Here is a 25,298-nt window from a genome sequence, read left to right as displayed (position 1 = left end):
AAAGTAGTTTTATCACTTAATTAGTGACTTAAAATATCCCAAACTGAAATGTTGTAGTTTTTTGATAAGGTTGATTCGCCTCTAAAATAATGGTATCAAGGTTGTCATGGTGTAATGATGCAGGGCTTCCTTGAGTTTCAAAACATACGGCAATGTGTTTCTTTGCCTCACCTTCATAAAATCGCTGACTAGAATCTACCGAGTTTGACGTATACATGACCATCCCCGGTTGATTGGTTGAAATAAAGAGTTGTCTACCACTTCTAGGTTCAACTATATTCACAACATGCCTTTTCTCATGATTAAATAGAAAATAGTGATCATAGCCTGCTCCGACAATTTTATTTTGGTAAAAATCTTGATTTAAACCAATTCCGAGACGATGTCCACTTCGAAAATCAAACGGTGTCATATCTACATCCATTATCTTTCCTGTTGGAATTAGTTCTTCATCTAACTCCAAAAAATGATCACTATCTAATGTTATTTCATGTTCATGTATTGTTTGTTTTAAATTTCCACTTAAATTAAAATAAGAATGGTTCGTTAATGTAATCGGAGTCTGTTTATCACTAATCGCTTTATACTCAATTGATAATTCATTTTGATTATTCAAATAATAGGTAACCGTTACGTTTACATTACCTGGAAAATCACCTTCTTTTTCTTTACTTGTATGAGATAATTTAATCCCTACATAATCCGATTCTTCAATAGTTGTTACATCCCATAAAATTTGATGAAATCCACTTGAACCACCGTGCAGAACATGATCACCTTCATTGGCTTGTAAATGAATAGCTTTGTCTTCTATAGAAAAACTTGCATGTTGTATTCTTCCTGCTACTCTACCAATAATCGCTCCGAGGTAAAGTGGATTTTTGATATAATCATCAAAATTGTTATATCGCGCAACAATATTTTCTCTATCTCCATGTTTATCTGGTGTAATGATTCGTGTAATAATCCCTCCAAAATTTAGTATAGATACTTCCATTGCATCATCGTTGACCATTGTAAATTGTTTCCAATCTTTATGTACATTTTCTACATGAATTTGCATATTTATCACTCCAAACTAGTAATCTATTTTTCATTATATACTGATTAATTGTTTAACTACATTATTTTACACAACCTGAACGAAAAGACTCCTTTAGTTCGAGTCCCTTCGTTCATCTATTATTTATTCTTATTCAACACGTCAAATGCTACAGCGCCTAATAGTACCATACCTTTTATAGCTTGTTGCCAATCTATTCCTATCCCCATCAATGACATGCCATTATTCAATACCCCCATTACTAAAGCACCAATTACGGCACCGAAAATAGTTCCTACGCCTCCAGTAAACGAAGCTCCCCCGATCACAGCGGCAGCAATGGCATCTAATTCGAATAAATTTCCTGCTTGTGGCGTTGCAGCGTTCAATCTTCCTGCAAAGATTAACCCTGATAATGCAGCAAGTACCCCCATATTCACAAATACAAGAAATTTCATCTTCTTTGTTTTTACACCAGATAATTGTGCGGCATTGATATTCCCTCCCAGTGCATAAATATGACGACCTATGACAGTCTTATTCATGACAAAAGTATATCCAAAAATGAGAAGTAATAAAATGATGAGCACATATGGAATACCTGCATATTGTGCCAAAACAAAGGTAAATAGATTTAAAATAATTAAGATAAAAAAGATTTTACTTACGAATAACGGGAAGGATAGCGTCTCAAAATTATATTTTACATTTGCTCTTCTAATTCTAACTTCATTTAAAACATAAATAAGAGATAATATCCCTCCTATTATAATGGTTAAGAAGTGCGTTTCAGTAGCAAATATATTCGGTATAAAGGAAGAACTTAATGATTGGAAATTTTCCGGGAAAGGAGCAATCGTTCTTCCATCAAGTACAATAAGCGTTAATCCCCTAAAAATAAGCATACCAGCTAACGTTACAATAAAGGAAGGAATATTCACATAGGATACCCAAAAACCTTGCCAAGCACCGATTAAAGCTCCGATAAGCAAGCACAGTACAATACCTACAATCACTGGTAAATCAAGGGTTACTAACAATACTCCCGCTATCGCACCTACAAAAGCTGCAACAGAACCAACCGATAAATCTATCTCTCCTGAAATAATCACTAACATCATCCCTATTGCTAATACAATAATATAACTATTTTGCATAATAATATTAGTAATATTTAGTGGTGTAAGTAATATACCATTCGTTAAGATTTGAAATAGAATAATGATACCGACTAAAGCAATTACCATTCCAAACTTACGAATATTATTTGTAATTAAATTTTTCACTATATCCATTTTAGGACCCCCAATTTTGTGTCATATAAGTCATTAAGGTTTCTTGATCTGCCTCTTGCCTTGATAGATTCCCTGTGATTTCACCTTTGCATAATGTATATATTCGGTCGCACATGCCAATTAACTCTGGTAATTCTGAAGAAATCATGATGATGCTTTTTCCTTGTTCTGCAAGTGCATTAATTAACTTATAGATTTCAAATTTTGCACCGACATCAATACCTCTGGTTGGTTCGTCAAGTATAAGAATATCTGGTTGAGCAAACATCCATTTTCCTAATACAACTTTTTGTTGATTTCCACCACTCAAATTGAAGACTTTTTGTTCAATTGTAGGAGTCTTAATATTAATTTGTAATTTAAGTTTTTCTGCTTCAATAATCTCCTTTTGATTATCAATTACTGAGTAATTAGCGAGCTCCTGTAGATTAGCTAACGTTACATTGTTCTTCACGTTATCAATCAATATCAATCCATATTCTTTTCGGTCCTCAGATACATAAGCTACACCACTTTTAACAGCTTCAGTAACATTATTAAAAACAACTTCTTTTCCATCTTTGAAAAGTTGACCGGTGATGTTCCTTCCGTAGGATTTACCGAATACACTCATTGCTAATTCTGTCCGCCCTGCACCCATAAGACCTGCGATCCCAACAATTTCTCCTCGTTTCACATATAAGTTCACATTATTTAAAATTTGCTTATCAACGTCTATGGGGTGATTGATCGACCAATTTTTAATTTCGAAAACAACATCATCCTTAATGTTGTAAGTGCGGTCTGGAAACAAATTTTCTAAGTTTCTTCCTACCATGTCTTTTATAATTTGTGTTTGACTAACTTTTTGCTCCTTGTGCTTATAGGATTGAATGGTTTCTCCATCTCGTAAAACAGTTATGCTATCCGATATTTTCAATAACTCTTTTAATTTATGAGATATCATAATTGAAGTCATACCTTGTCTTTTAAAATCTAGTAGTAAGTTTAGTAGATTCTCACTATCTTCTTCATTTAAGGCCGCAGTTGGTTCGTCTAAAATAAGTAATTTAACTTCCTTTGATAACGCTTTTGCAATTTCTACTAATTGTTGTTGACCTACTCCTATATTTTTAATTTTTTCTTCCGGATTGATTCTCAGTCCAACTTTAGATAGGAGTTTCCTTGTTTTTAATATAGTCTCATTCCAATTAATGATTCCTTTGTTACTTCGTTCATTTCCTAAAAATATATTCTCTGCAATAGAAAGCTCAGGAATTAAAGCAAGCTCTTGATGTATAATAACAATCCCTAATGCTTCGCTTTGGTTAATATTTTTAAATTCACATTTAGTATTTTGAAATACAATATCTCCTCCGTAACTTCCATATGGATGCACACCACTTAGGACCTTCATTAATGTGGACTTTCCGGCTCCATTTTCTCCAATTAATGCATGAATCTCTCCTGACTCTACCTTTAGATTTACATTATTAAGCGCCTTCACACCTGGGAAAGTTTTCTCAATACCTCTCATTTCCAATATATAATTATCCAACATGTACACACATCCTTACAAAAAGATGATTTAGCATGAAGATACGCTAAATCATCTTTTTAGATTAATTACTTACTTCATCTTCAGAATAATATTCAGTCTCTATTAATTCCTGTTCATAATTATCTATATCCACAGAAATCGGTTCGAGAAGATAAGATGGAACTACTTTATTGCCATTATCATAAGTTTCTGTATCATTAATTTCAGGCTCCTCATCACTTAAAACAGAATCTGCCATTTCAACTGCTTTCTTTGCCAATTCTCTGGTATCTTTGAAAACAGTTTGTGTCTGCTCTCCTGCAATGATTGATTTAACGGAAGCTAACTCAGCATCTTGTCCAGTAACTATAGGCATTGGTTTATCACCACTCCCATACCCTACTGCTTTTAACGATGAAATAACTCCTCTACTAATTCCATCGAATGGCGAAAGTACTACATCAACTTTTTCACTGGAATAATTAGCACTCAATAAGTTATCCATTCGTTCTTGCGCCTTTGATCCATCCCATCTTAGAGTAGCACCTTGTTCAAAATCTGTCTGACCACTTTGAACTACTAATTGACCATTGTCTATATACGGTTGCAATATCGACAATGCACCATCCCAAAAAAAGTATGCATTATTGTCATCAGGTGAACCTGCAAATAATTCAATGTTAAACTGCCCTTTCCCATCTGCTAAACCGAGAGATTCTTCTATATATTGAGCTTGTAATACTCCTACTTGAAAGTTATCAAATGTTGCATAGTAACTAACATGATCACTATTCATAATTAATCGATCATAAGCAATAACAGGGATATCCATGTTTTCTGCCTGTGTTAATACATCAGTGATAGCTTCTCCATCAATGGAAGCGATTACTAAAATATCTACACCTTTTGTAATCATATTTTCAATCTGAGATACTTGATTCTCTACTACGTCTTCGGCATATTGAAGATCAACTTCATAACCTAACTCTTCAAATTCTGCTTTCATATTGTCCCCATCGTACACCCATCTCTCCGAAGACTTAGTTGGCATTGCGATTCCAACCGTTTTTGAATCACTTGCACCACTCGAATCTTCGCTACACCCGACCAATAAGACACTAACTAAAAAAGCACACATCAAAAATATAAACCTTTTCATTTTGATCCCCTTTCTTTTTTCTATCGCAAACAAATAAGTAAACACAGACATACCACACTCATGTAAAAAGCATATTCAATCTATTTTGTGCGATAGTAATAATAACGTTCGTATAAGAAATAATTATTTATCTCTTGTACGTACATTTATTATAGGATATTCAAAATATCTTAAGTAAATTCACAAAATTAGTAAAAAAGAGCCAATTCATAAGAATTGGCTCTTTTTTACTCTTCTCTGTTTTATATGAATATCAATTAAGGTATATGAAAATACAAGCTATGAATACATGACTTGAAGTAAATTAAGAAGGCTTTATCACATGGTCTGGACTGTTGCCCTCGTATTTTCTAGTCCATTTAACCAAAATATAAGCAAATGGAGTATCCAATAATGCGACTAGACATTTCCAAATATATTGCGAAACGATCATACCTAGCAGTACGTTTGTGGGTACTATCCCCAAAAATGCAATCGTAATAAATAATACAGTGTCTATGAATTGACTTGACATTGTTGCTAAATTATTTCGTAACCATAATTTTTTCTTACCATGCTTATGTTTAAACCAATGAAATATAGACACACTTAAATTTTGACTTATTACATAAGAAGTTAAGCTAGCAAATATAAGTCGAAAGCTTCCACCTAAGATTTGTTCAAATTCGGCTTGTGCATGAAAATCTGGAGCCGGTGGTAATTGTATAGAAATGTAGATAAATACCATAGCAATTATTTGTGTCAGAAACCCAGCTAGCACCGTTTTTCTTGCTGCAGCCTTACCATAAACCTCACCAATAACATCTGTCATTAAGTATGTAATAACATAAACGATAGCAGCACTTGGAAGTATAAAACTTCCCATTTCAAATAACTTTACTGAAAGAATATTTGATAGCAATAACAAACCTACAAAGATTGCACTAAAATAAATATACATCCTGTCCTCTTCCCCTTTATATTAGGTTAGAGGATCTTACTTTTCCCCTCTATCGATTATCTATATTTTCTGGATACATATCATGTTGGATAAGTCGTTGGTCCGCCATTTTCTCAAATTTTGTTCCTGGTCTACCATAATTACAATATGGATCAATAGAAATACCACCACGTGGAGTAAATTTCCCTCGAACCTCTATGTATCTTGGATTCATTAGATCAATCAAATCATTCATAATAATATTTATACAGTCCTCATGGAAATCCCCGTGATTCCTAAAACTAAACAAATACAATTTCAATGATTTACTCTCTACCATTTTAATATCTGGAATATAACTAATATAAATCGTTCCAAAATCAGGCTGATTTGTTTTTGGACATAACGTAGTGAATTCTGGACAATTAAATTTAACAAAGTAGTCACGTAGTGGATGTTTGTTCTCAAAAACCTCTAACACTTCCGGTGTATAATTAAAATTATATGTAGTTCCTTGACTTCCTAATAACTGAACATCCTGAAGTTCATTTTCATCTCTACCTGCCATAATTATTACCTCCTTTTCCATAAAAAAAGCCATGCCCCTAAGGAACATGACTTGAATAATCATTGTTTGTCCTTAGTTTTTTATAGAGGGTTGAAGCTAAGAACCTCTACCAAAATTATGTTTGGTGTACAAACAATGATTATAAGTATTATTAGTGTTTATGTCAATCTTAATATTTTCATCTTACTTATACGGATGTCGCCCCTTGACCACCATCGATTCGATAATAGGAACCACTAATAAATGAAGCTTTATCTGAAGATAAGAATAACATAAGGTTCGCTATCTCCTCAGCTGTCGCATAACGATTCATCGGTACAGATGCTTCGAATTGAGCTCTAGCTTCTTCTGCCTTATCACCCATTGCATTCTTCTCAATACTTCGCATCATTTCTGTGTTAACTCCTGAAGGTGCAACCGCATTGACGCGTACACCATACTCCGCCATTTCTAGTGCCGCTGTTTTATTTAATCCAATTACAGCATGTTTAGAAGCAACATATGCACTCATACCAGGAGCTCCTAATAATCCACCATTAGACGCAGTGTTAATAACTACACCAGATTTTTGTTCTTTCATTACTTGTAGTACATACTTCATTCCAAAAAATACACCCATAACATTAACGTCAAATACATTACTAAAATTCTCTTTTGTTTGTTCTGTGATGTTATTAAATTGACCATTGATTCCTGCATTATTAATAAATATGTCTATCATTCCATATTTTTCTTTTGTTCTACCCACATAATTTTGTACATCTTCTTCTTTTCCAACATTTGCTGTAATCAATAGAATTTCTTGAGTATCAATTTCATTAGCAGCCTTCTCTAATGCTTCATTTTTAAGATCTACTAGTGCCAATTTTGCTCCTTCACGAGCATATGCTTTTGCCGCCTCTAAACCTATCCCTCCGGCACCTCCGGTAATTAATACAACTTTATCTTTGAACATATCTTTAACTCCTTTAACAAACTAGATTTTATTATAGTTTTAACTAATTCGAATACAATATGCTTATTAAGTATCCAATTAATATTAATTAAAAATATTCTTTACTAGTTAAATAAAGTATGGTATATTCAACAAAATTACATATGTGATGAAGATTCATATATATGAATTAAAGGAGGTGATAGTATGTCTGTAAAATCTGCCAAACGCGCATTAGACATTCTAGACTTATTAGCAAGATATACAGATGGGTTATCAATTAAAAATATTGGCGACAAGTTAGAATTGCCACAAAGTAGTACGTTTAACCTTTTAAAAACATTACATAACGAAGGATACGTTCGACAAGATGGTATGAAACTATATTATTTAGGTGAAAAGTTAATACCATTAGGAACAAGTGCTTTAGAATCATTAAATATACATACGGTAGCAAAACCTTATTTAACCAATCTTATGAAAGCGGTTAAAGAGACTGTGTTTATGGCAATGTTATCTAAAGATGAGCTAGTATATATTGCAAAAATGGATGCTGACAGATCAATACGCACGACTGCACAACCTGGATATAAAAAGCCAATATATTGTACTGGACTTGGTAAGACGTTCTTATCTTTTATGCCTGAAAGGGAAAAAAATGAATTATTAAATCGCATTACCTTAAAGAAAATCACTGCAAATACAATTACTGATAGAACTCAATTAGAAGATCAACTGCAATTGTTTCAAAAACAAGGATATAGCGTTGATGATGAAGAAAATGAAGATGGCTTGTACTGTTTAGCTGCTCCAATATTCGATAGTCAGAGACAGCTTTTAGCAGCTATAAGTGTTGCAGGACCAAAAGATAGAATGATAAAGCAAAAAGAATCTACTATTACAAATCTTAAAAAAACAGCCCAACTTATTTCTAATGGGATGGGATATGTATAAAGAAAGGAGTACGGAAAATTGGATGTTATTGGAATCGGAGAAACAATGATATCACTAACCCCAAATAGGAATGGACTTATTAGACAGACATCCTCCTTTGAACCACGTGTAGCTGGTACAGAAACCAATACATTAATCGGATTAAGTAGACTGGGCCATAGTACTGGTTTTATAAGTAGATTAGGTGACGATGAATTGGGCGCGATGGTATTAAAAGAATTACGAGGAGAAGGTGTAGATACCACTTTTATTGAATTTGATTCGAGTCATCAAACTGGATTATTTCTAAAAGAAATTATTAACGAGTCCGATGTTCATGTTTATTATTATCGCGAACATTCAGCAGCTAGCCAAATGAATCCTAATCTACTTGACGAAAGTTATATTTCTTTAGCTTCTTATCTTTTTATAACTGGAATTACTCCAGCGATTAGTGAAAGTTGTAAACAAACTATTTTTACAGCAATAAACATGGCTAAAAAAAATGGTGTAAAAATTGTCTTCGATCCAAATATTCGTAAAAAACTCTGGTCAGAAATAGAAGCGAGGGAAACATTACTCGATATATTAAAGTTGTCCAATATTGTCTTACCAGGAATTAGTGAAGGTCAATTTTTATTCGATAGTAATGACCCAGAAGAAATAGGTGAAAAATGTATGGAGTTAGGTGCAGAGTTAGTTGTTGTCAAACTCGGTGAAACAGGAGCCTATTATTGTACAAGTGATCAAAGTGATCATGTCCCTAGTTTTCCAGTAAAACAAGTGAAAGATCCTGTTGGTGCTGGAGATGCATTTGCAGCTGGTCTATTATCGGGGCTAATTGATGAATTAAGTGTTAATGAAGCAGTAAAACGCGCATGTATCACTGGTGGATATGCTACAACTTATGTAGGAGATTATGAAGGGTTTCCAGATAGGTCTCACTTTGAACGTTTGTCCAGTCTATCTTCGAGCGAAGATGTAAGTCGTTAATTTTAGTGATAAGAAGGAGGATATTGCTATGGATATTTTAAAACGAGTCGAAACAGAAAAGCTAATTGCTATTATACGTGGTTACAATACTAATGAAACTATTAAAATAGCAAAAGCTCTATATGAAGGTGGAATTAGATTACTCGAAGTTACTCTTAATAGTGATAATGCTTTAGATACAATAGGTGCATTACATTCACACTTAGAAAAGGATGTTCTTATCGGTGCAGGAACCGTACTTGACTCCGAATCGGCTGTGTTAGCAATAAAAGCTGGAGCAAAATTTATAATATCTCCAACATTGGATGTAGAAACAATTAAAGCGACTAAAAGATATGGCGTGATTAGCATACCCGCTGCTTTTACTCCTACTGAAATATTAACCGCCGTAGAGGCAGGAGCAGATATTGTTAAAGTTTTTCCAGCATCCTCATTAGGACCAAATTATGTTAAAGATATTCATGGTCCTTTACCACATATAAAATTACTTCCTACAGGAGGTGTAAATGTCGAAAATGTAAACGAATTCATTAAAAAAGGTGCGATTGGAGTAGGATTAGGCAGTTCCTTAGTACCTAATACGATAAAAGTCACAGATGAATTCTTAGATCAAGTAACAAACAATGCAAAGCAATTTACATCAAAAATGAAAACGTTATAAATTGGAGTTGATCATATGAAAATAACAGATTATAAAATATATCAGGTACCACCTCGATGGTTGTTTTTAAAAATAGAAACAGATGAAGGAATTGTAGGTTGGGGAGAACCAGTTATTGAAGGTAGAGCATCTACAGTGAAAGCGGCAGTTATAGAACTTATGGAAAATTTGATTGGCAAAGATCCTCAAAGAATTGAAGATCATTGGAATCTAATGTACCGCTCCGGTTTTTATCGAGGCGGCCCAATTTTAATGAGTGCTATTGCTGGAATTGACCAGGCATTATGGGATATTAAAGGAAAATTCTTCAATGCACCTATCCACCAGTTACTAGGTGGAGCCTGTAGAGATTCAATAAAAGTATATTCTTGGATTGGGGGAGACAGACCTTCAGATGTTGGAGCAGCTGCTAAAGAAGTAGTAGATAGAGGTTTCCAAGCAATAAAAATGAACGGGACAGAAGAACTACAATATATTGACTCCCATCAAAAGATTGATGCAGTTATAGAAAGGATTGCTGCTGTCAGAGAATCGGTTGGTCCTTATATTGGAATTGGGATTGATTTTCACGGACGTGTCCATAAGCCGATGGCAAAAATTTTAGCAAAAGAATTAGAGCAATTTAGACCAATGTTTATCGAGGAACCCGTACTTCCAGAAAATAATGAAGCATTGAGAGATATTGCTAATCATGTAACTACTCCAATTGCAACAGGTGAGAGAATGTTCTCTCGCTGGGATTTCAAAAAGCTTTTATCAGATGGATATGTAGACATAATTCAACCAGATCTATCTCATGCAGGTGGAATTACAGAAGCGAAAAAAATCTTTTCAATGGCAGAAGCTTATGACGTTGCAGTAGCTCCACATTGTCCATTAGGGCCAATTGCTCTTGCAGCATGCTTACAAGTCGACGCTTCCTCGCATAATGCGTTTATTCAAGAGCAAAGTCTAGGAATACATTATAACGTAGGAAACGATTTATTAGACTATATTGTTGATAAAGATGTTTTCACTTACGAAAATGGCTATGTCACCATCCCAGATGGACCTGGATTAGGTATTGAAGTAAATGAAGAATATGTTATAGAGAAAGCAAATGATACAGAGAACTGGCGTAATCCAATTTGGAGACACAAAGACGGCTCAATTGCAGAATGGTAGTATTTAATATTTAAAATTTTGATTACAAAGGAGGATTACTTATGTCAAATACTACTATGTTGATTTTGGTTACGATACTAGGTATAGCCCTGTTACTGTTCTTGGTTATGCGGTCAAAGCTCCAAGCTTTTGTTGCATTACTTATTTCTAGTATCTTTATAGGTGTTTTATCGGGAATGGACTTAAATGATCTTATAGCTACCATGGAAGAAGGCATGGGAGGAACCTTAGGTTTCATTGCAGTTGTAGTTGGTCTAGGAGCTATGTTCGGTGAAATGCTTCGAGTTTCTGGAGGAGCAGAACGTTTAGCATTAACTTTAGTTAATAAATTTGGTGATGGAAAAGTTCAATGGGCACTTGGTTTAACAGGGTTTATTGTAGCAATTCCAGTTTTTCTTGATGTTGCTCTGGTAATCTTAATACCAATTGTGTACAGTTTAGCTCAAAAAACTAAAAAATCATTATTATATTTTGGTATACCTTTACTTGCAGGGCTAGCCGTTACTCATAGTTTCATACCACCTACTCCTGGACCAATATCGGTCGCTTCTATAATAAACGCCGATTTAGGATGGGTAATTTTATTTGGTGCTATAGCAGGTTTGCCAGCGATGATTATAGCAGGACCAATATTTGGTAAATATATTTCTAAAAAAATTCATTTAGAAGTTCCCAAGTATATTGTAGATAAAGAATATCTTGAAAATGAGGTAGAAAAAACAAACCGAGAATTACCAAGTTTTAAAACTGTATGTCTATTAATATTAATTCCACTCTTTTTAATACTAATTAACACTGTATTTGGGTTAATATTAGAAGAAGGAACGTTTGTACATTCATTCCTTACATTTATCGGACATCCATTTATCGCGTTAACTATATCTACCCTATTAACCTTCTATATTTTGGGTACAAAAAGAGGATACACTAAAGAAGAAGTACAAAATATTGCTACGAAATCATTAGAACCTGCAGGTATTATTATACTTATTACTGGTGCAGGTGGAGTTTTTAAACAAACTTTAATTGATAGTGGTGTAGGTGACGTATTAGGTAATATGTTAGCGACATCAAACCTTCCATTAGTATTAGCAGCGTTTATTATTTCAACATTTGTACGGATTGCCCAAGGTTCAGCTACAGTTGCAATGATTACTGCTGCTGGGTTAATGTCACCGATTATTAATTTGATGGAAGTCTCTGAACCTATGTTAGGGTTAATTGTAATATCCATAGCGAGTGGTGCTACAGTGTTCTCACATGTGAATGATTCTGGATTCTGGTTAGTTAACAGATTTTTCGGGATGACAGAAAAGCAAACACTACAAACATGGACAGTAATGGAAACTATCATTGGTTTTGTTGGATTTGCAGTTGTATTTGCAATCAGCTTCTTTGTCTAGCATATAAAAATATAGTAGTAGGTTGGAATAGAGCAAAAAATTTTATGAAATGACGGATGATAATAAGAATAAGCGCAAGAAATACCATTCATGAATAAATGTTTTTTGTCCCAACCTCTACTAACTTTCAAATGTAATTAGTAATTTTACAATGCTATTTTTATATGTTTTTTTCAACTTCCTTTAACGATTTTTCACGTAACTTAAATTTTTGAATCTTTCCTGAAGCAGTCATTGGATACTCATCTGTAATAAAGATATGTTTAGGAATTTTGTACTTCGAAATTTGCCCATTACAAAACTCTCTTATCTCATCAGATGAGCTAACCACACCCTCCTTTAAGATAATCCAAGCATGAACTTCTTCTCCAAATTTTTCATGTGGTACACCAACAACCTGTGCATCTAGTATTTTCGGATGTTTATATAATAATTCTTCAATTTCACGAGGATAAATATTTTCTCCACCACGAATAATCATATCTTTCAATCTTCCAGTTATTTTACAATAACCATTTTCGTCCATTACTGCGAGGTCACCCGTATGTAGCCATCCTTCTTCATCTATTGTTCGTTGAGTGGCTTCGAGGTTTTTATAATAACCTCTCATTACGTGATATCCTCTTGTACAGAGCTCCCCTTGTGTATAACGTGGTACTTCCTCATTTGTAGCTGGATCTATGATTTTGACTTCTATGTTTGGTAATGCCTTACCAACTGATTCTACTCGCAGCTCGATAGGATCATTTGTTCTTGTTTGTGTAATTACTGGTGATGATTCTGTTTGTCCATAACAAATGGTTATCTCAGTCATATTCATTTTATTCATTACATTTTTCATTACTTCCACTGGACAATTAGAGCCTGCCATTACTCCTGTTCGTAGTGTACTTAAATTATATTGTTCAAAGTTTGGATGATTTAATTCAGCAATGAACATTGTAGGCACACCATGAAGCGCTGTAACATTTTCCTTCTCTACCGTTTGTAAAACTTGCTCCGGTTCAAATTCTTGGATAGGTATCATAGTTGCTCCTACACTAACCGCTGCTAATGTACCAATAACACATCCAAAACAATGAAAAAATGGTACAGGTATACATAACCGATCTTCTGCAGTCAATCTCATACAGGAAGCTATATTATATCCGTTATTTGTGAGATTTCTATGTGTTAACATCACGCCTTTTGGAAAACCTGTTGTTCCTGATGTATATTGCATATTAATAACATCATTTGGATCGAGGTTTTGAGATTGGGTAACTAATTCCTCATGTGTAATTTCTACTGCCTTCTCAATAATATCATTCCAAAGGAAAGTTCCTGGATACCTTTTTTCCCCCATAATTACAACGTTCTTTAAAAGGGGTAATCGTTCAGATTTCAATTCACCTGGTTCTGATTCATGTAATTCTGGACAAATTTCATATAAAGTATCAATATAAGAGTGATCCCGATAATTTTCTATCAAAAATAGAGTTGTAGAATCAGATTGCTTAAGTAAATATTCTAATTCATTTGCACGGTAGCTCGTGTTTACCGTAACAAGAACTGCACCCATTTTTCCAGTTGCATATTGAAGCGTTAACCATTCAGGAGTATTTGTACCCCATACAGCTACGTGTTCCCCTTTTCCAATCGACAAAGCCATTATCCCTCTTGCAACCTTCTCACATAGATGATTAAATTCTTTATATGTGTATCGTAATCCACGATCTGAATATACAACAGCCTCTTGTCCTGGCATTTCATCAGCACGGTCTTGAAGTAATTGTCCTACTGTTTTATGAATTAATTCTGTCATAACATCTTCTCCTTTTTATAACTTCATATAATTCAATCAAGCATTAAAAGTAACCGCTTACAAATTTATATAAATCCCTCCTCAAATATCAATTAATGAACTTTTGCATTATTTTATCATAGATATTCTCTCTATCCAATTAGTTTTCTGAAATATCTTAATTATAATCAACGTAATCATAAAAAGATAAAATAAACACTCTAATCAATCTCATAATAAGTTACTAGGTAAAAAATTTAAGCAGGTACGACTATAACTAAGTATCTCTTTTCCTTATGGATTTTTTCTATAATCCGAACATTAATAATAAAGACAGGACAAAACAAATACTCTCATGAGTAATATTGTTATGTCCCATCCTTTAATCTTTAATATTATTGTACTTGAAGAAGAAAATACTTTTTCTTCCCTCTACGAATAACAGTGAATTTACTTCCTAAATGGTCCTTTTCATCCACATGGTAATCCATTTCCTGCACGCGGTCACCATTAATGTAAATCGCTCCATTTTTAACATCTTCACGTGCTTGTCGTTTTGATGATGATATTTTCGAATCGACGAGTAAATCAATTAAACCAATAGGTTCACGTGTAATAATATGATTTGGTACATCTTTAAACGCTTGTTCTACTTCTCCAACATTTAACTGTTTAATATCCCCATTGAACAATGCATTTGTAATACGCTTCGCTTGTTCTAATGCAGCTTCATCATGAACGGTTTTCGTCATTTCTTCTGCTAAACGTTTTTGAGCAACACGTTTTTCAGGTTGTGTTTCTACTTCTTTTTCAAGTTCAGCAATTTCTTCTACAGATAAGAAAGTAAAGTAACGTATAAAACGAATAACATCACGATCATCCGTATTATACCAAAATTGATAAAACTCGTATGGTGAAGTTTTTGCTGCATCAAGCCAAATAGCATTTCCAGCTGTTTTACCAAATTTTGTTCCGTCTGCTTTTGTTATTAGTGGCACTGTCAAACCGAATACTTCAATATTCTCATCATGGTTTTCACGTGAACGGCGGATGAGTTCCATACCTGCAGTAATATTCCCCCACTGATCACTTCCACCAATCTGTAAGGTACAGTTTTCCTCTTCATAAAGTTTTAAGTAATCTAATGATTGTAAAATCATGTAACTAAATTCTGTAAAGGTAATACCTTGTTCAATTCGTGCTGATACAGATTCTTTTGCTAACATATAATTTATACCAAAATGCTTCCCTGCATCACGTAGAAAATCAATTATTGTCATATTACCTAACCAGTCATGATTATTACGTGCTACTACCGCATTTTCGCTTGAGTTACTTTCCATATCAACCAATTTAGCAATTTGTTGTTGAAGTTTCGAAGTGAATCCATTTACCACTTCTGGAGCGTTTAAACTCCTTTCACTTGATCGACCACTAGGATCACCAATCATCCCTGTTCCGCCTCCAACAAGGGCAATTGGTTTATGACCTGCTTGCTGGAATCGTTTCAACATCGTTAAAGGTACTAAATGTCCAATATGCAAACTATCTGCCGTTGGGTCAAATCCACAATATAATGTTACTTGATTATCTTGTAAATGTTTCTTTAATCCTTCACGATCTGTAGTTTGATGAATCAAACCTCTGCTTTCTAAATCTTGTAAAATATCCATGTAATCACACTCCAAAATTTATATTTTTCAAATAAAAAACTCGTCTCTTCCTGAAATGGAAGGGACGAGTTGAATTCGCGGTACCACCCTTGTTGCTGGATTACCAGCCACTTGGAATTGTTAACGATGTTTCCACCGATCTCTAAATAAGAGAATTACTCCAGATTGTAATTCACTTGCAAATATATACTGACTTGCACCACCCGTCAGTTCTCTTTAATAGTGATTTGCATAGCTACTTCGATCCTTCTTCGTATTTAACTTTATTGTATGATACTATTCATAGCATAATCGTAACCGGAATGCAACAATTTAATAATCTACGCTCCTAAAAAATTTGTCATATGCTATAATAGTTTAGAGAATTTAGGAGGTCTATACATGAATATGAAAGAAAAACTACTACGTTTTTGGGATACATTAAAGCGTTGGTGGCATGAAGGTATCGTCCAACGAACTTCTAGAATTACATATGATGTAGTTTGGAATATTATCTTATTTACTTGCGTTATCATGTTCATCGGATTCTTTTTAGTTGGAGGTATCGGTTTAGGTTACTTCGCATCGTTAGTAAAAGATGAACCTATTCGAGATAAAGAATCTATGGCAATGGATATTTATAATTATTCAGAAACATCAAGTATTTATTTTGCTGGAGAAGTATATGCAGGTGATATACGTTCTGATCTATATCGGGAAGATACTACATTGAAAGAAGTGTCTCCAATCTTAATTGATGCTGTCATTGCTACTGAGGATGAGTATTTTATGGAACACGAGGGTGTTGTACCTAAAGCTATTCTAAGAGCAATGGTACAAGAATTGACCAATTCTTCTATTCAAACAGGTGGTAGTACACTAACACAGCAATTAATCAAGAATCAAATACTAACAAATGAAGTTTCGTTTGAAAGAAAAGCAAAAGAAATATTACTTGCTATGCGATTAGAACAATTCTTCGAGAAAGACGAAATTATGGAAGCTTATTTGAATATTATTCCGTATGGTCGTAACTCTTCTGGTCGTAATATCGCAGGGATTCAAACAGCGTCTCAAGGCATATTTGGTGTGGATGCAAATGAACTTTCACTTCCACAAGCGGCTTATTTAGCCGGATTACCACAAAGCCCTTCTGTTTATACACCATTTTTAACGAGCGGTGAAATAAAAGATGAGGACGGCTTACAACCTGGAATAAATCGAATGAAAACTGTTCTAAATCGTATGCATGATATGAATTACATAACAGATGAAGAACTGAACGAAGCGTTAGAATATGATATTGCACAAGATTTCACCGAAGGAAAACCATCTATTGTTGATCAATATCCATATCTTACATTCGAAGTTGAAAAACGTGCAAAAGATATCATTAAAGATGTTCTAATGGAGCAAGATGGCATTACGAAAGAAGATATAGATGAAGATGAAAATCTAGAAGCAGAATATGAAGAGTTAGCAGAACGCGCGATGCGTATGGATGGTTATGAAATTCACACGACTATTGATAAAGGAATCTATGATGCGATGCAGGAAGTAGCCCGTAACTATGAAAATTATGGCTACGATCGTACATTTACAAAAACTAATGATGAGGGCGAATCATATGAAGTAACAGAGCGAATACAAACCGGTGCAGTAATGATTGAAAATAGTAGCGGTCGCATTGTGTCATTTGTCGGTGGAAGAGGTCATGATGAAGACCATTCGAACAACTATGCATTTAATACGGTACGATCGATTGGGAGTACAAGTAAACCAATTCTTGTCTACGGTCCTGCAATGGAAGCAGGAGTTGTACAACCAGGAACACCAATTGCAGACTATCCTAAAACATTTGGTAATTACAAAGTATCCAACTATGGTGGCGGAAGTTATGGTATGGTATCCGCACGTAAAGCACTGGAAAGTTCCTACAACATTCCGGCAGTTGATACGTATATGAGAATAATTAATGAAGATCCAGCTGCAAATTATTTGGAAAAAATGGGAGTTACTTCGTTAACAGAAGGTGACCATTATCATCCTTCACTCAGTTTGGGCGCTATGGATCATGGCATTAGTGTGGAAGAAACTGTGAATTCATATAGTACTCTAGGTAACAATGGTAAATTTGTAGACGGCTATATGATTGAGAAAATTGTTAATCCTGACGGGGAAGTAATCTATGAACATGAATCCGAACCTGTGGAGATATTTAGTCCGCAGACAAATTATTTAACACTCGATATGATGCGAGGCGTAGTTTCAAATGGTACTGCAAGATACCTGAATTCCCAGTTAAATAATACAACTGTCGATTGGGCTGGAAAAACAGGAACTTCCCAAGAGTATAAAGATGCTTGGTTCATGGGCACCAATCCAAATATTACAATGGGGACTTGGATAGGATATGATACTCCGTATTCGATTAATGCACAGAATCACCCCCTTTCTTATAGTCATAGAAACTTGCAGCTCTGGGCAAAACTGATTAATGCAGCTGCAAATGAAAACCCAGAATTAGTCACACCTACTGATCGTTTTGAACGTCCGGGAGGAATCGTCGAACGCAGTTATTGCGCGATTTCAGGTATGCTCCCATCAGAACTTTGTGAACAAGCAGGGCTAGTGAAAACCGATTTATTCAATGAAAAATATGTTCCATCGGAAAAAGACGATAGTTTAATTTCTGGTAGCTACGTTGTAGTGGATGGAAAATCGGTGAAAGCTGGTCCAAATACTCCTTCTGAATTTGTGGAAGGTGATGGATTAATGTTCAACCCTGAATGGTTGAAACGTAAGGGCTATGATAATCTCAATGACATTAGTCAACTTTACCCAAGAACAGAAAGTGAAAAATGGGAAAAAATTGCTGCCCCAAGTGGTTCTGTAGGTTCATCCATCGAAGACGATGGTAAGGCTCCTGCAAGTCCAAGTTCCATAAAGAAATCGGGAAGTAATTTAACATGGAACACATCTTCTAGTAAAGATGTAGTCGGTTATCGAGTGTATCGCTCTAGTGAACCAGGTGAAAACTTCAAAAAAATCGGAAGTACCACTTCAACAAGTTATGACATTGGGAATGATAACGGTGTATATATCGTACGCGCAGTCGATTATTTCGGTGAAGAATCCGATAATTCCAGTGAGGTTATTGTTGGTGAGACATCAGATAAAGAAGAGGAAACTCCTGATAATGAGACGAACGATGAGTCTGAACGTAATGAAGAGAATGAAGATGAAAATTCTGATGAAGAAACAGATGAAAGTAATAACGAAGAATCTGAATCTGAATCCGATGAAGAGTAGAACCTTTCGTTAAGAATAAGATGAACACCCTCTAACTAGAAGTTAACTCTAATTAGTGGGTGTTTTTTATTAACGACTAGATACTCGGTTATTTAATAATCAGCATATCCTGCTCATCAAATTCCCACATATCCCCGTAAGCAACTTCCCATAAATGTCCATCTGGATCTTGAAAATAACCGCTATATCCTCCCCATTCAACTTTTTCTGGTAATTTCACAATTGTTGCTTCGGCTTTTTTTGCCAAAATAAATATCTCGTCAACTTCTTGTTTTGATTTTGCATTATATGCTAATGTTACTCCACTAAAAGCTTTATTTTCTAATGATGGTGGGTTTTGTTTATAAATATCCTTTGCTAACAAATCAATTGGATACAAGGAAATTTTTGAACCATTATTGTTAAAAAATACAACATCTGGATCTTCTGAATCCCCATAAATTTTCACATCAAATCCTAATCCTTCCTTATAAAAATTAATGCTTTTCACGATATCACGAACACCTAATGTTACTAAATTTAATCGGTTCATAGTTATACTCCTTATAATTTGATGTCTTTAATGTACTATTTTTTTATATAAATTTCAAAAAATACTAAAAACAAGTTTTCGTTTCCTGTATAATAGAAATTGAAATATTATGTATTACAACAGGTGGTGAATTAATGGAACATACAAAGAAACACCATTCTATCTCCTATTCAACGAAACTTGGTCAAATCACGATTGAAGGACCTATTCCGCGCAAAGAACTAGAAAAATATGAATTTCATTCTGAACTAACAGCTTTTCGTCCCGCTCCTAAACAATTTGAAGCTTTATTGGATATTGCTGAGTTCCCTGAAGGAAGAATTATTGTTGCAAGAACAGAAGATACCATCATTGGGTATGTCACTTATCTTCATCCTGATCCATTAGAAAGATGGTCTACATTTAATATGGAAGTGCTCATTGAATTAGGAGCAATTGAAATTATCCCTGCATACCGTGGTGCAAGAGTAGCATCAAATTTATTAAAAGTATCCATGATGGATAATTATATGGAAAATTACATTATTATATCAACAGAATATTATTGGCATTGGGATTTAGAAGGTACAAACTTAAGTATTTGGGAATATCGTAAAGTGATGGAAAAAATGATGGCTGCTGGTGGACTATTACCAGCTCCTACAGATGATCCAGAAATTATTTCTCACCCAGCAAACTGCTTAATGGTGCGAACCGGTAAGAATGTTACCCAAAAGTCAATTGAACAGTTTGACGTACTACGCTTTTTAGGAAGATCAAAATATAGAAATATGAGAGAGGGTCTTTAACATGCTAGTTGAAGAAATAATGAAAACGGAGGTTATCACGCTTACTCCAAAAGCAACAATTAACGATGCCCTGCAATTATTACAACAGCATAAGATTCGACATATACCAATTGTTAACAATGATTTTCAAGTTATTGGAATTGTTTCTGATCGAGATGTACGCGATGCTAGTCCATCTACATTTTTTGATTCTACAACAGATGTTGATGTATTAAACAATGAAATTCAATCAATTATGACAAGTCCAGTGGTGACAATCCATCCATTAGATTTTGTAGAAGAGATAGCAGCTATTTTTTATGAGAAAGAAATTGCTTGTCTACCTGTCGTAAGTCATGAAAGGCTCATTGGAATAGTAACAGAAAAAGATATGCTATATACATTAATTCAATTAACGGGAACTCATGTCCAAAGCTCTCTCATTGAAGTAAAAGTTCCAGATAGGCCAGGGATTTTACCGGAGGTTGCCGCAATATTTGGTAAGCGAAAAATCAATATTGTATCCGTTCTCATTTATCCATATAGAGACCCAGATTATAAAATTTTAGTTTTTCGGGTAAAAACATTAAATCCAATGCCTATCATACAAGACCTTCGAGAAGCTGGATATCCATTACTGTGGCCAAATAATATTGCGGAGCCTAAACGATGACTGGTACTTCAGGTTTCGTATATTCATCTCTATATTTAAAATACCATTTTCATGAACAGCATCCATTTAATCAAAAAAGGGTGCTTTTAACGAAAGAATTATTAGAGGCTCATCAAGTATTAAGTGATTGTGATTTGATAACTCCTCGATTGGCCACTGAGGAAGAATTGTTATTATTTCATCATCCTGATTATATCGAAGCAGTAAAACGTGCTGGAAGCGGAGAAATCACAGAAGAAAGAGCACTAGAATATGGTATTGGCACGGAAGACACCCCTGCTTTTTTTCAAATGCATGAGGCAGCCAGCTACTTAGTAGGAGGCACATTAGCAGCAGTTGATGCTGTATTAAATGATAATTATACCCATGCGTTGAACCTTGGCGGAGGACTACATCACGGTTTCAGGAGTCGCGCATCAGGATTTTGTATTTATAATGATAGCGCAGTAGCTATAAAATATATACGTGAACATACCAATTTAAAAGTACTTTATGTGGATACAGATGCTCATCATGGAGACGGCGTTCAATCTGCCTTTTATGATGATCCAAATGTATGTACTTTTTCAATCCATGAAACTGGTAGATATTTGTTCCCCGGCACAGGTGGTATAAACGAACGTGGTATTAAAGAAGGTCATGGATATACCTTTAATTTGCCGATTGATGCCTTTACACAAGATGAATCATTTTTAACGCTTTATGAAACCGCATTCAAAGAGATTGCAGCTTTCTTCAAGCCAGACATTATTGTTACTCAAAATGGTGTAGATGCTCACTGTCTTGATCCGCTCACCCATTTATGTGGAACTATGCGTATATATGAGGAAATTCCTCGTATTGCCCACGAACTTGCACATAAATACTGTGACGGTAAATGGATTGCAATTGGTGGCGGTGGATACGATATGTGGAGGGTGATTCCAAGAGCTTGGGGACAAATATGGAATGTGATGAAAAACAATGAAGCTAGTTATGGTAATTTACCGGCAACATGGAAAGAAAAATGGCAAGATCAGTCACCAGTTACACTTCCTCAATTATGGCAAGACCTTGAGGATATTCAACCAAGCATTCCTAGAAAAAATGAAATTACAAAGAAGAACTATCAATTACTACAAAATCTATTAAAATATACAAAACAAATTAGACATCTAACTAATGTGTCTACAAAGCCAAAATAAAAAGTGTCTTCCCAATAATGTGACACTAATAACCTGCGGGGAATTCGTTCCTTCTCCGCAGGCTGTTAGTTTATTATCTATATTTTTACTCATTATCTAAAATAATAATTTCTACACGGCGATTTTTGCTCATATTAGATTCACTGGTATTTGGTTCTAACGGAACCGTATCAGCATACCCCACTGTTGAAAATCTTTCCATATGAAGAGATTTGGCCTCTATTAAATATCGAACGACGCTACTTGCTCTTGCGCCAGATAATTCCCAATTAGAAGGATAACGATAGTTAGATATTGGTCTAGAATCTGTATGCCCTTCGACTTTTACTTGATTAGGTAAGTCACTTAATAGGGAACCAATATGATTTAAAAAAGGTCCTGCCTCCTCTAATATTTCAGCTTCTCCAGACTTAAATAGTATTTTTTCTTGTAATACAAGAACAACTCCGCGGTCATTTCTGTTAGCTGTAATAACATCGTTAAGGTTATTCTCTTCTAAGTATTGAGAAACACTCATCATTAGGTCATCAAGTTCATCATTACGATCCTCTACTTCATCTTTCGCAAGATATATTGGTTCGATTTCATCTAAAGTTCCATTATCACTTTTTTCACCTGTATTTTCTGTCGGATGATCTAAAGGTACAGCTGAAGGCAAGAAATCTAAAATCATACGGTTTTGAAAAGATTCTGTTACTTGATCGAACTTGGTTTGATCAATTTGCGACATAGAAAATAATAATATAAAGAATACTAGAATAAGTGTTATCATATCGGAATATGTGACCATCCACTTTGGTGCGCCTTTTTTCGTCTTCTGTCTTATTGATCTACGCTTCATTTAGCTTTTCTCCCGCGTAGGACTTTTCATTGGTTTTATTCTTCTCTGTTTGCATATCCTCTTCAGTTAGAAAAGCACTTAGTTTTTCTTCTAGAATGCGTGGATTTTGCCCTGATTGGACTCCGATTACTCCTTCTATAATAATCTGTCTTATAAATACTTCTTCTTCTGTTTTAGATTCAAGTTTTCCAGCCATTGGTGTAAAAAACAGATTGGCTAAGACAGTACCATACAATGTAGTCAATAATGCTACAGCCATACTTGGACCTAACGATGCAGGTTCAGCTAACTTATTCAACATAAGAACCAATCCAATAAGCGTACCGATCATCCCCCATGCAGGAGCATATTCTGCTGCTTTTTCAATTAACTGACGACCTTTGTAGTGTCGATCTTCCATAGCAATTATTTCTGCATTTAATATATCTGTGATTACTTCAGGTTCTACACCATCTACCGCTAACATCATGCCTTTACGAATAAATGGATCTTCCACTTCATCCAATTCATTTTCTAAGGCAAGGATACCTTCCCTTCTAGCACGGTCCGATAATTGGATAAATAATTGAATTAGTTCAGGGGTGGACCGTTGGCTTTTAAGAAATGCTTCTTTTAATACTCTTTTTGTTAATCGAATTTGTTCCATTTTAAAAGTAATTAGCATGGAAGCAGTTAATCCACCTAACACAATGAATATAGATGAAATATCTGCAAATGATGATATCCCTTCAGATCCACTGTTAGACATAATTGCTACCATTATCATTGCAAATCCTAGTGTAATACCAAGTGGAGTTAATAAATCACGTTTTGTCATCTAATCATTCTCCCATAGCTTTTCTGAAATAATAGAAGTCCAAAATGCCATCTATATGATAACCTTTTGAACTTCTATTCATCTATACCTTTTATCGGTATTTTTATTGAATTGTTGAGTTTCTAAATTCGATTCTATGTGGTAATACTACATTTTTTTCATCAACTTGCTCTTTGTTCATATATTTAGTTAATAAACGCATTCCTACAGCACCAATATCATATGTTGGCTGTACAATGGTGGTCAACGTAGGTCGAACCATTGTTGATAAACGAATGTTATCAAATCCAAATACTTCTAAATCATTCGGCACATTGAGTCCTTTATCCTGAGCTCCATGAATAACACCTAAAGCAATTTCATCATACATAACAAACACAGAATTAGGCTTATCATCTAAATCCAATAGATATTCTACTGCTTTAATTCCAGTTTGATAAGCGTACTCATCTTTATAAATATAATCTTCATTAACTTCTATATTTGCTTCTTTTAATGCTCTTAAATAACCACTGGTTTTCAAGTTATTTACACTAGTGTCAGCTTTACTTCCAACTAATGCTGGTTGTTTATTTCCTTTTTGAATTAATTGCTTTGTCGCTTCATATGCAGCAAGTTCATAATCAATATTTACGGAAGGTATTGTATCTGTTGGATCGTATGTGGAAGCTAATACGACAGGAACCGAAGAAGTTTGAAATTGATGAATATGCTCTTCAGAAATATTACCACCCATAAACAGTATTCCATCAACCTGTTTTTCTAACATAGTATTAATTAACTCTAATTCCTTATCTTTGTTTTGATCAGAACTACTCAAAATTATATTATATTTATACATAGTAGCAATATCTTCAATCCCTCGTGCCAGTTCAGAGAAGAAGATATTGGAAATATCCGGAATAATCGCTCCAACAGTTGTTGTCTTTTTACTCGCAAGGCCTCGTGCTACTGCATTTGGGCGATAACCAAGTTGTTCAATTGTAGCCAATACTTTCTTTCTTGTGGTTGGTTTCACATTCGGGTTTCCGTTAACCACACGAGAAACCGTAGCCATGGAGACATTTGCTTCTCTTGCTACATCGTAAATAGTTACATTCATTATATATACCTCCTATTAGGAACTCCGCTTATCACCAAACTCTAA

The 25,298-nt window shown here is 34.6% G+C and carries 22 protein-coding genes, 1 riboswitch and 1 other annotated feature; of the genes, 9 read left to right on the top strand and 13 right to left on the bottom strand.

The features are described from left to right. Positions 1–28: 28 nt before the first annotated feature. The 7 genes from AQ616_RS04235 to AQ616_RS04205 form a co-directional block, all read right to left on the bottom strand. Positions 29–1,063: an aldose epimerase family protein gene (locus tag AQ616_RS04235; protein ID WP_069685155.1), complete on the bottom strand. Its 1,035-nt coding sequence runs from the start codon at positions 1,061–1,063 to the stop codon at positions 29–31. Positions 1,064–1,182: 119 nt separating this feature from the next. After that, entirely contained in the window at positions 1,183–2,337 is a 1,155-nt protein-coding gene (mmsB, locus tag AQ616_RS04230; protein ID WP_069685154.1) for a multiple monosaccharide ABC transporter permease, read from the bottom strand. 1 nt (position 2,338) lies between these two features. After that, positions 2,339–3,874, bottom strand: a complete 1,536-nt coding sequence (gene mmsA, locus AQ616_RS04225) for a multiple monosaccharide ABC transporter ATP-binding protein (protein ID WP_139136334.1) — start codon at positions 3,872–3,874, stop codon at positions 2,339–2,341. Positions 3,875–3,938: 64 nt separating this feature from the next. After that, positions 3,939–5,015 carry a multiple monosaccharide ABC transporter substrate-binding protein gene (chvE, locus tag AQ616_RS04220; RefSeq protein ID WP_069685152.1) on the bottom strand — a complete coding sequence of 359 codons (1,077 nt, stop codon included), beginning with the start codon at positions 5,013–5,015 and terminating at the stop codon, positions 3,939–3,941. A gap of 304 nt (positions 5,016–5,319) precedes the next feature. Next, positions 5,320–5,955, bottom strand: a complete 636-nt coding sequence (locus AQ616_RS04215) for a queuosine precursor transporter (RefSeq protein WP_069685151.1) — start codon at positions 5,953–5,955, stop codon at positions 5,320–5,322. Positions 5,956–6,004: 49 nt separating this feature from the next. Continuing rightward, positions 6,005–6,502, bottom strand: coding sequence for a preQ(1) synthase (queF, locus tag AQ616_RS04210; RefSeq protein ID WP_069685150.1), 498 nt, complete (start codon positions 6,500–6,502; stop codon positions 6,005–6,007). A gap of 66 nt (positions 6,503–6,568) precedes the next feature. After that, a riboswitch (PreQ1 riboswitch) is annotated at positions 6,569–6,615 on the bottom strand. Between the two features lie 74 nt (positions 6,616–6,689). After that, positions 6,690–7,457, bottom strand: coding sequence for an SDR family NAD(P)-dependent oxidoreductase (locus tag AQ616_RS04205; protein ID WP_069685149.1), 768 nt, complete (start codon positions 7,455–7,457; stop codon positions 6,690–6,692). A gap of 186 nt (positions 7,458–7,643) precedes the next feature. Between AQ616_RS04205 and AQ616_RS04200 the strand changes: the two genes are divergently transcribed. Genes AQ616_RS04200 through AQ616_RS04180 form a run of 5 tightly spaced genes read left to right on the top strand, consistent with a single transcriptional unit; the run spans position 7,644 to position 12,590 of the window. Next, the gene (locus AQ616_RS04200) at positions 7,644–8,390 is read left to right on the top strand and encodes an IclR family transcriptional regulator (RefSeq protein ID WP_017797325.1); all 747 of its coding nucleotides are present in this window, start codon (positions 7,644–7,646) and stop codon (positions 8,388–8,390) included. Positions 8,391–8,408: 18 nt separating this feature from the next. Beyond that, positions 8,409–9,362 carry a sugar kinase gene (locus AQ616_RS04195; protein WP_017797326.1) on the top strand — a complete coding sequence of 318 codons (954 nt, stop codon included), beginning with the start codon at positions 8,409–8,411 and terminating at the stop codon, positions 9,360–9,362. 28 nt (positions 9,363–9,390) lie between these two features. Then, the gene (locus AQ616_RS04190; RefSeq protein ID WP_069685148.1) at positions 9,391–10,023 is read left to right on the top strand and encodes a bifunctional 4-hydroxy-2-oxoglutarate aldolase/2-dehydro-3-deoxy-phosphogluconate aldolase; all 633 of its coding nucleotides are present in this window, start codon (positions 9,391–9,393) and stop codon (positions 10,021–10,023) included. 15 nt (positions 10,024–10,038) lie between these two features. Then, positions 10,039–11,187, top strand: coding sequence for a galactonate dehydratase (dgoD, locus tag AQ616_RS04185; RefSeq protein WP_017797328.1), 1,149 nt, complete (start codon positions 10,039–10,041; stop codon positions 11,185–11,187). Positions 11,188–11,228: 41 nt separating this feature from the next. Then, positions 11,229–12,590, top strand: a complete 1,362-nt coding sequence (locus AQ616_RS04180; protein WP_017797329.1) for a GntP family permease — start codon at positions 11,229–11,231, stop codon at positions 12,588–12,590. A 160-nt stretch (positions 12,591–12,750) separates the two neighbouring features. Here the strand turns inward: AQ616_RS04180 and AQ616_RS04175 are convergent, their stop codons facing one another. Next, positions 12,751–14,394: an AMP-binding protein gene (locus AQ616_RS04175; RefSeq protein ID WP_017797330.1), complete on the bottom strand. Its 1,644-nt coding sequence runs from the start codon at positions 14,392–14,394 to the stop codon at positions 12,751–12,753. Positions 14,395–14,768: 374 nt separating this feature from the next. Continuing rightward, entirely contained in the window at positions 14,769–16,046 is a 1,278-nt protein-coding gene (gene tyrS / locus AQ616_RS04170) for a tyrosine--tRNA ligase (RefSeq protein ID WP_017797331.1), read from the bottom strand. Positions 16,047–16,103: 57 nt separating this feature from the next. Then, positions 16,104–16,307: a binding site (T-box leader), on the bottom strand. A gap of 120 nt (positions 16,308–16,427) precedes the next feature. Between tyrS and AQ616_RS04165 the strand changes: the two genes are divergently transcribed. After that, positions 16,428–19,337 carry a transglycosylase domain-containing protein gene (locus AQ616_RS04165; RefSeq protein ID WP_069685147.1) on the top strand — a complete coding sequence of 970 codons (2,910 nt, stop codon included), beginning with the start codon at positions 16,428–16,430 and terminating at the stop codon, positions 19,335–19,337. 88 nt (positions 19,338–19,425) lie between these two features. On the opposite strand, the gene AQ616_RS04160 is transcribed toward AQ616_RS04165, so the two are convergent. Beyond that, the gene (locus tag AQ616_RS04160) at positions 19,426–19,869 is read right to left on the bottom strand and encodes a VOC family protein (RefSeq protein WP_017797333.1); all 444 of its coding nucleotides are present in this window, start codon (positions 19,867–19,869) and stop codon (positions 19,426–19,428) included. A 134-nt stretch (positions 19,870–20,003) separates the two neighbouring features. Between AQ616_RS04160 and AQ616_RS04155 the strand changes: the two genes are divergently transcribed. From AQ616_RS04155 to AQ616_RS04145, 3 genes are read left to right on the top strand one after another with little or no spacing between them, the layout of a single operon-like run. Beyond that, a complete protein-coding gene (locus AQ616_RS04155; RefSeq protein ID WP_017797334.1) occupies positions 20,004–20,657 on the top strand; it encodes a GNAT family N-acetyltransferase in 654 nt (217 codons plus the stop codon). Position 20,658: 1 nt separating this feature from the next. Continuing rightward, the gene (locus AQ616_RS04150) at positions 20,659–21,309 is read left to right on the top strand and encodes an acetoin utilization AcuB family protein (RefSeq protein WP_017797335.1); all 651 of its coding nucleotides are present in this window, start codon (positions 20,659–20,661) and stop codon (positions 21,307–21,309) included. Next, positions 21,306–22,493: an acetoin utilization protein AcuC gene (locus tag AQ616_RS04145; protein WP_069685146.1), complete on the top strand. Its 1,188-nt coding sequence runs from the start codon at positions 21,306–21,308 to the stop codon at positions 22,491–22,493. Before AQ616_RS04150 ends, AQ616_RS04145 begins: the two co-directional genes overlap by 4 nt. An 85-nt stretch (positions 22,494–22,578) precedes the next feature. On the opposite strand, the gene motS is transcribed toward AQ616_RS04145, so the two are convergent. The 3 genes from motS to ccpA form a co-directional block, all read right to left on the bottom strand. After that, entirely contained in the window at positions 22,579–23,334 is a 756-nt protein-coding gene (gene motS, locus AQ616_RS04140; protein ID WP_017797337.1) for a flagellar motor protein MotS, read from the bottom strand. Next, entirely contained in the window at positions 23,324–24,151 is an 828-nt protein-coding gene (gene motP / locus AQ616_RS04135; protein WP_017797338.1) for a flagellar motor protein MotP, read from the bottom strand. The genes motS and motP overlap by 11 nt, the downstream gene beginning before the upstream one ends. A 103-nt stretch (positions 24,152–24,254) precedes the next feature. Further along, positions 24,255–25,253 (bottom strand): catabolite control protein A, encoded by a 999-nt coding sequence (gene ccpA / locus AQ616_RS04130; protein WP_017797339.1) that lies wholly within the window; start codon positions 25,251–25,253, stop codon positions 24,255–24,257. Positions 25,254–25,298 lie beyond the last annotated feature (45 nt).

Origin of the sequence: Oceanobacillus sp. E9 (assembly GCF_001741975.1) — a bacterium.
Taxonomy (GTDB): Bacteria; Bacillota; Bacilli; order Bacillales; family Amphibacillaceae; genus Oceanobacillus; species Oceanobacillus kimchii.
This window is presented reverse-complemented; position numbering and strand designations above follow the sequence as displayed.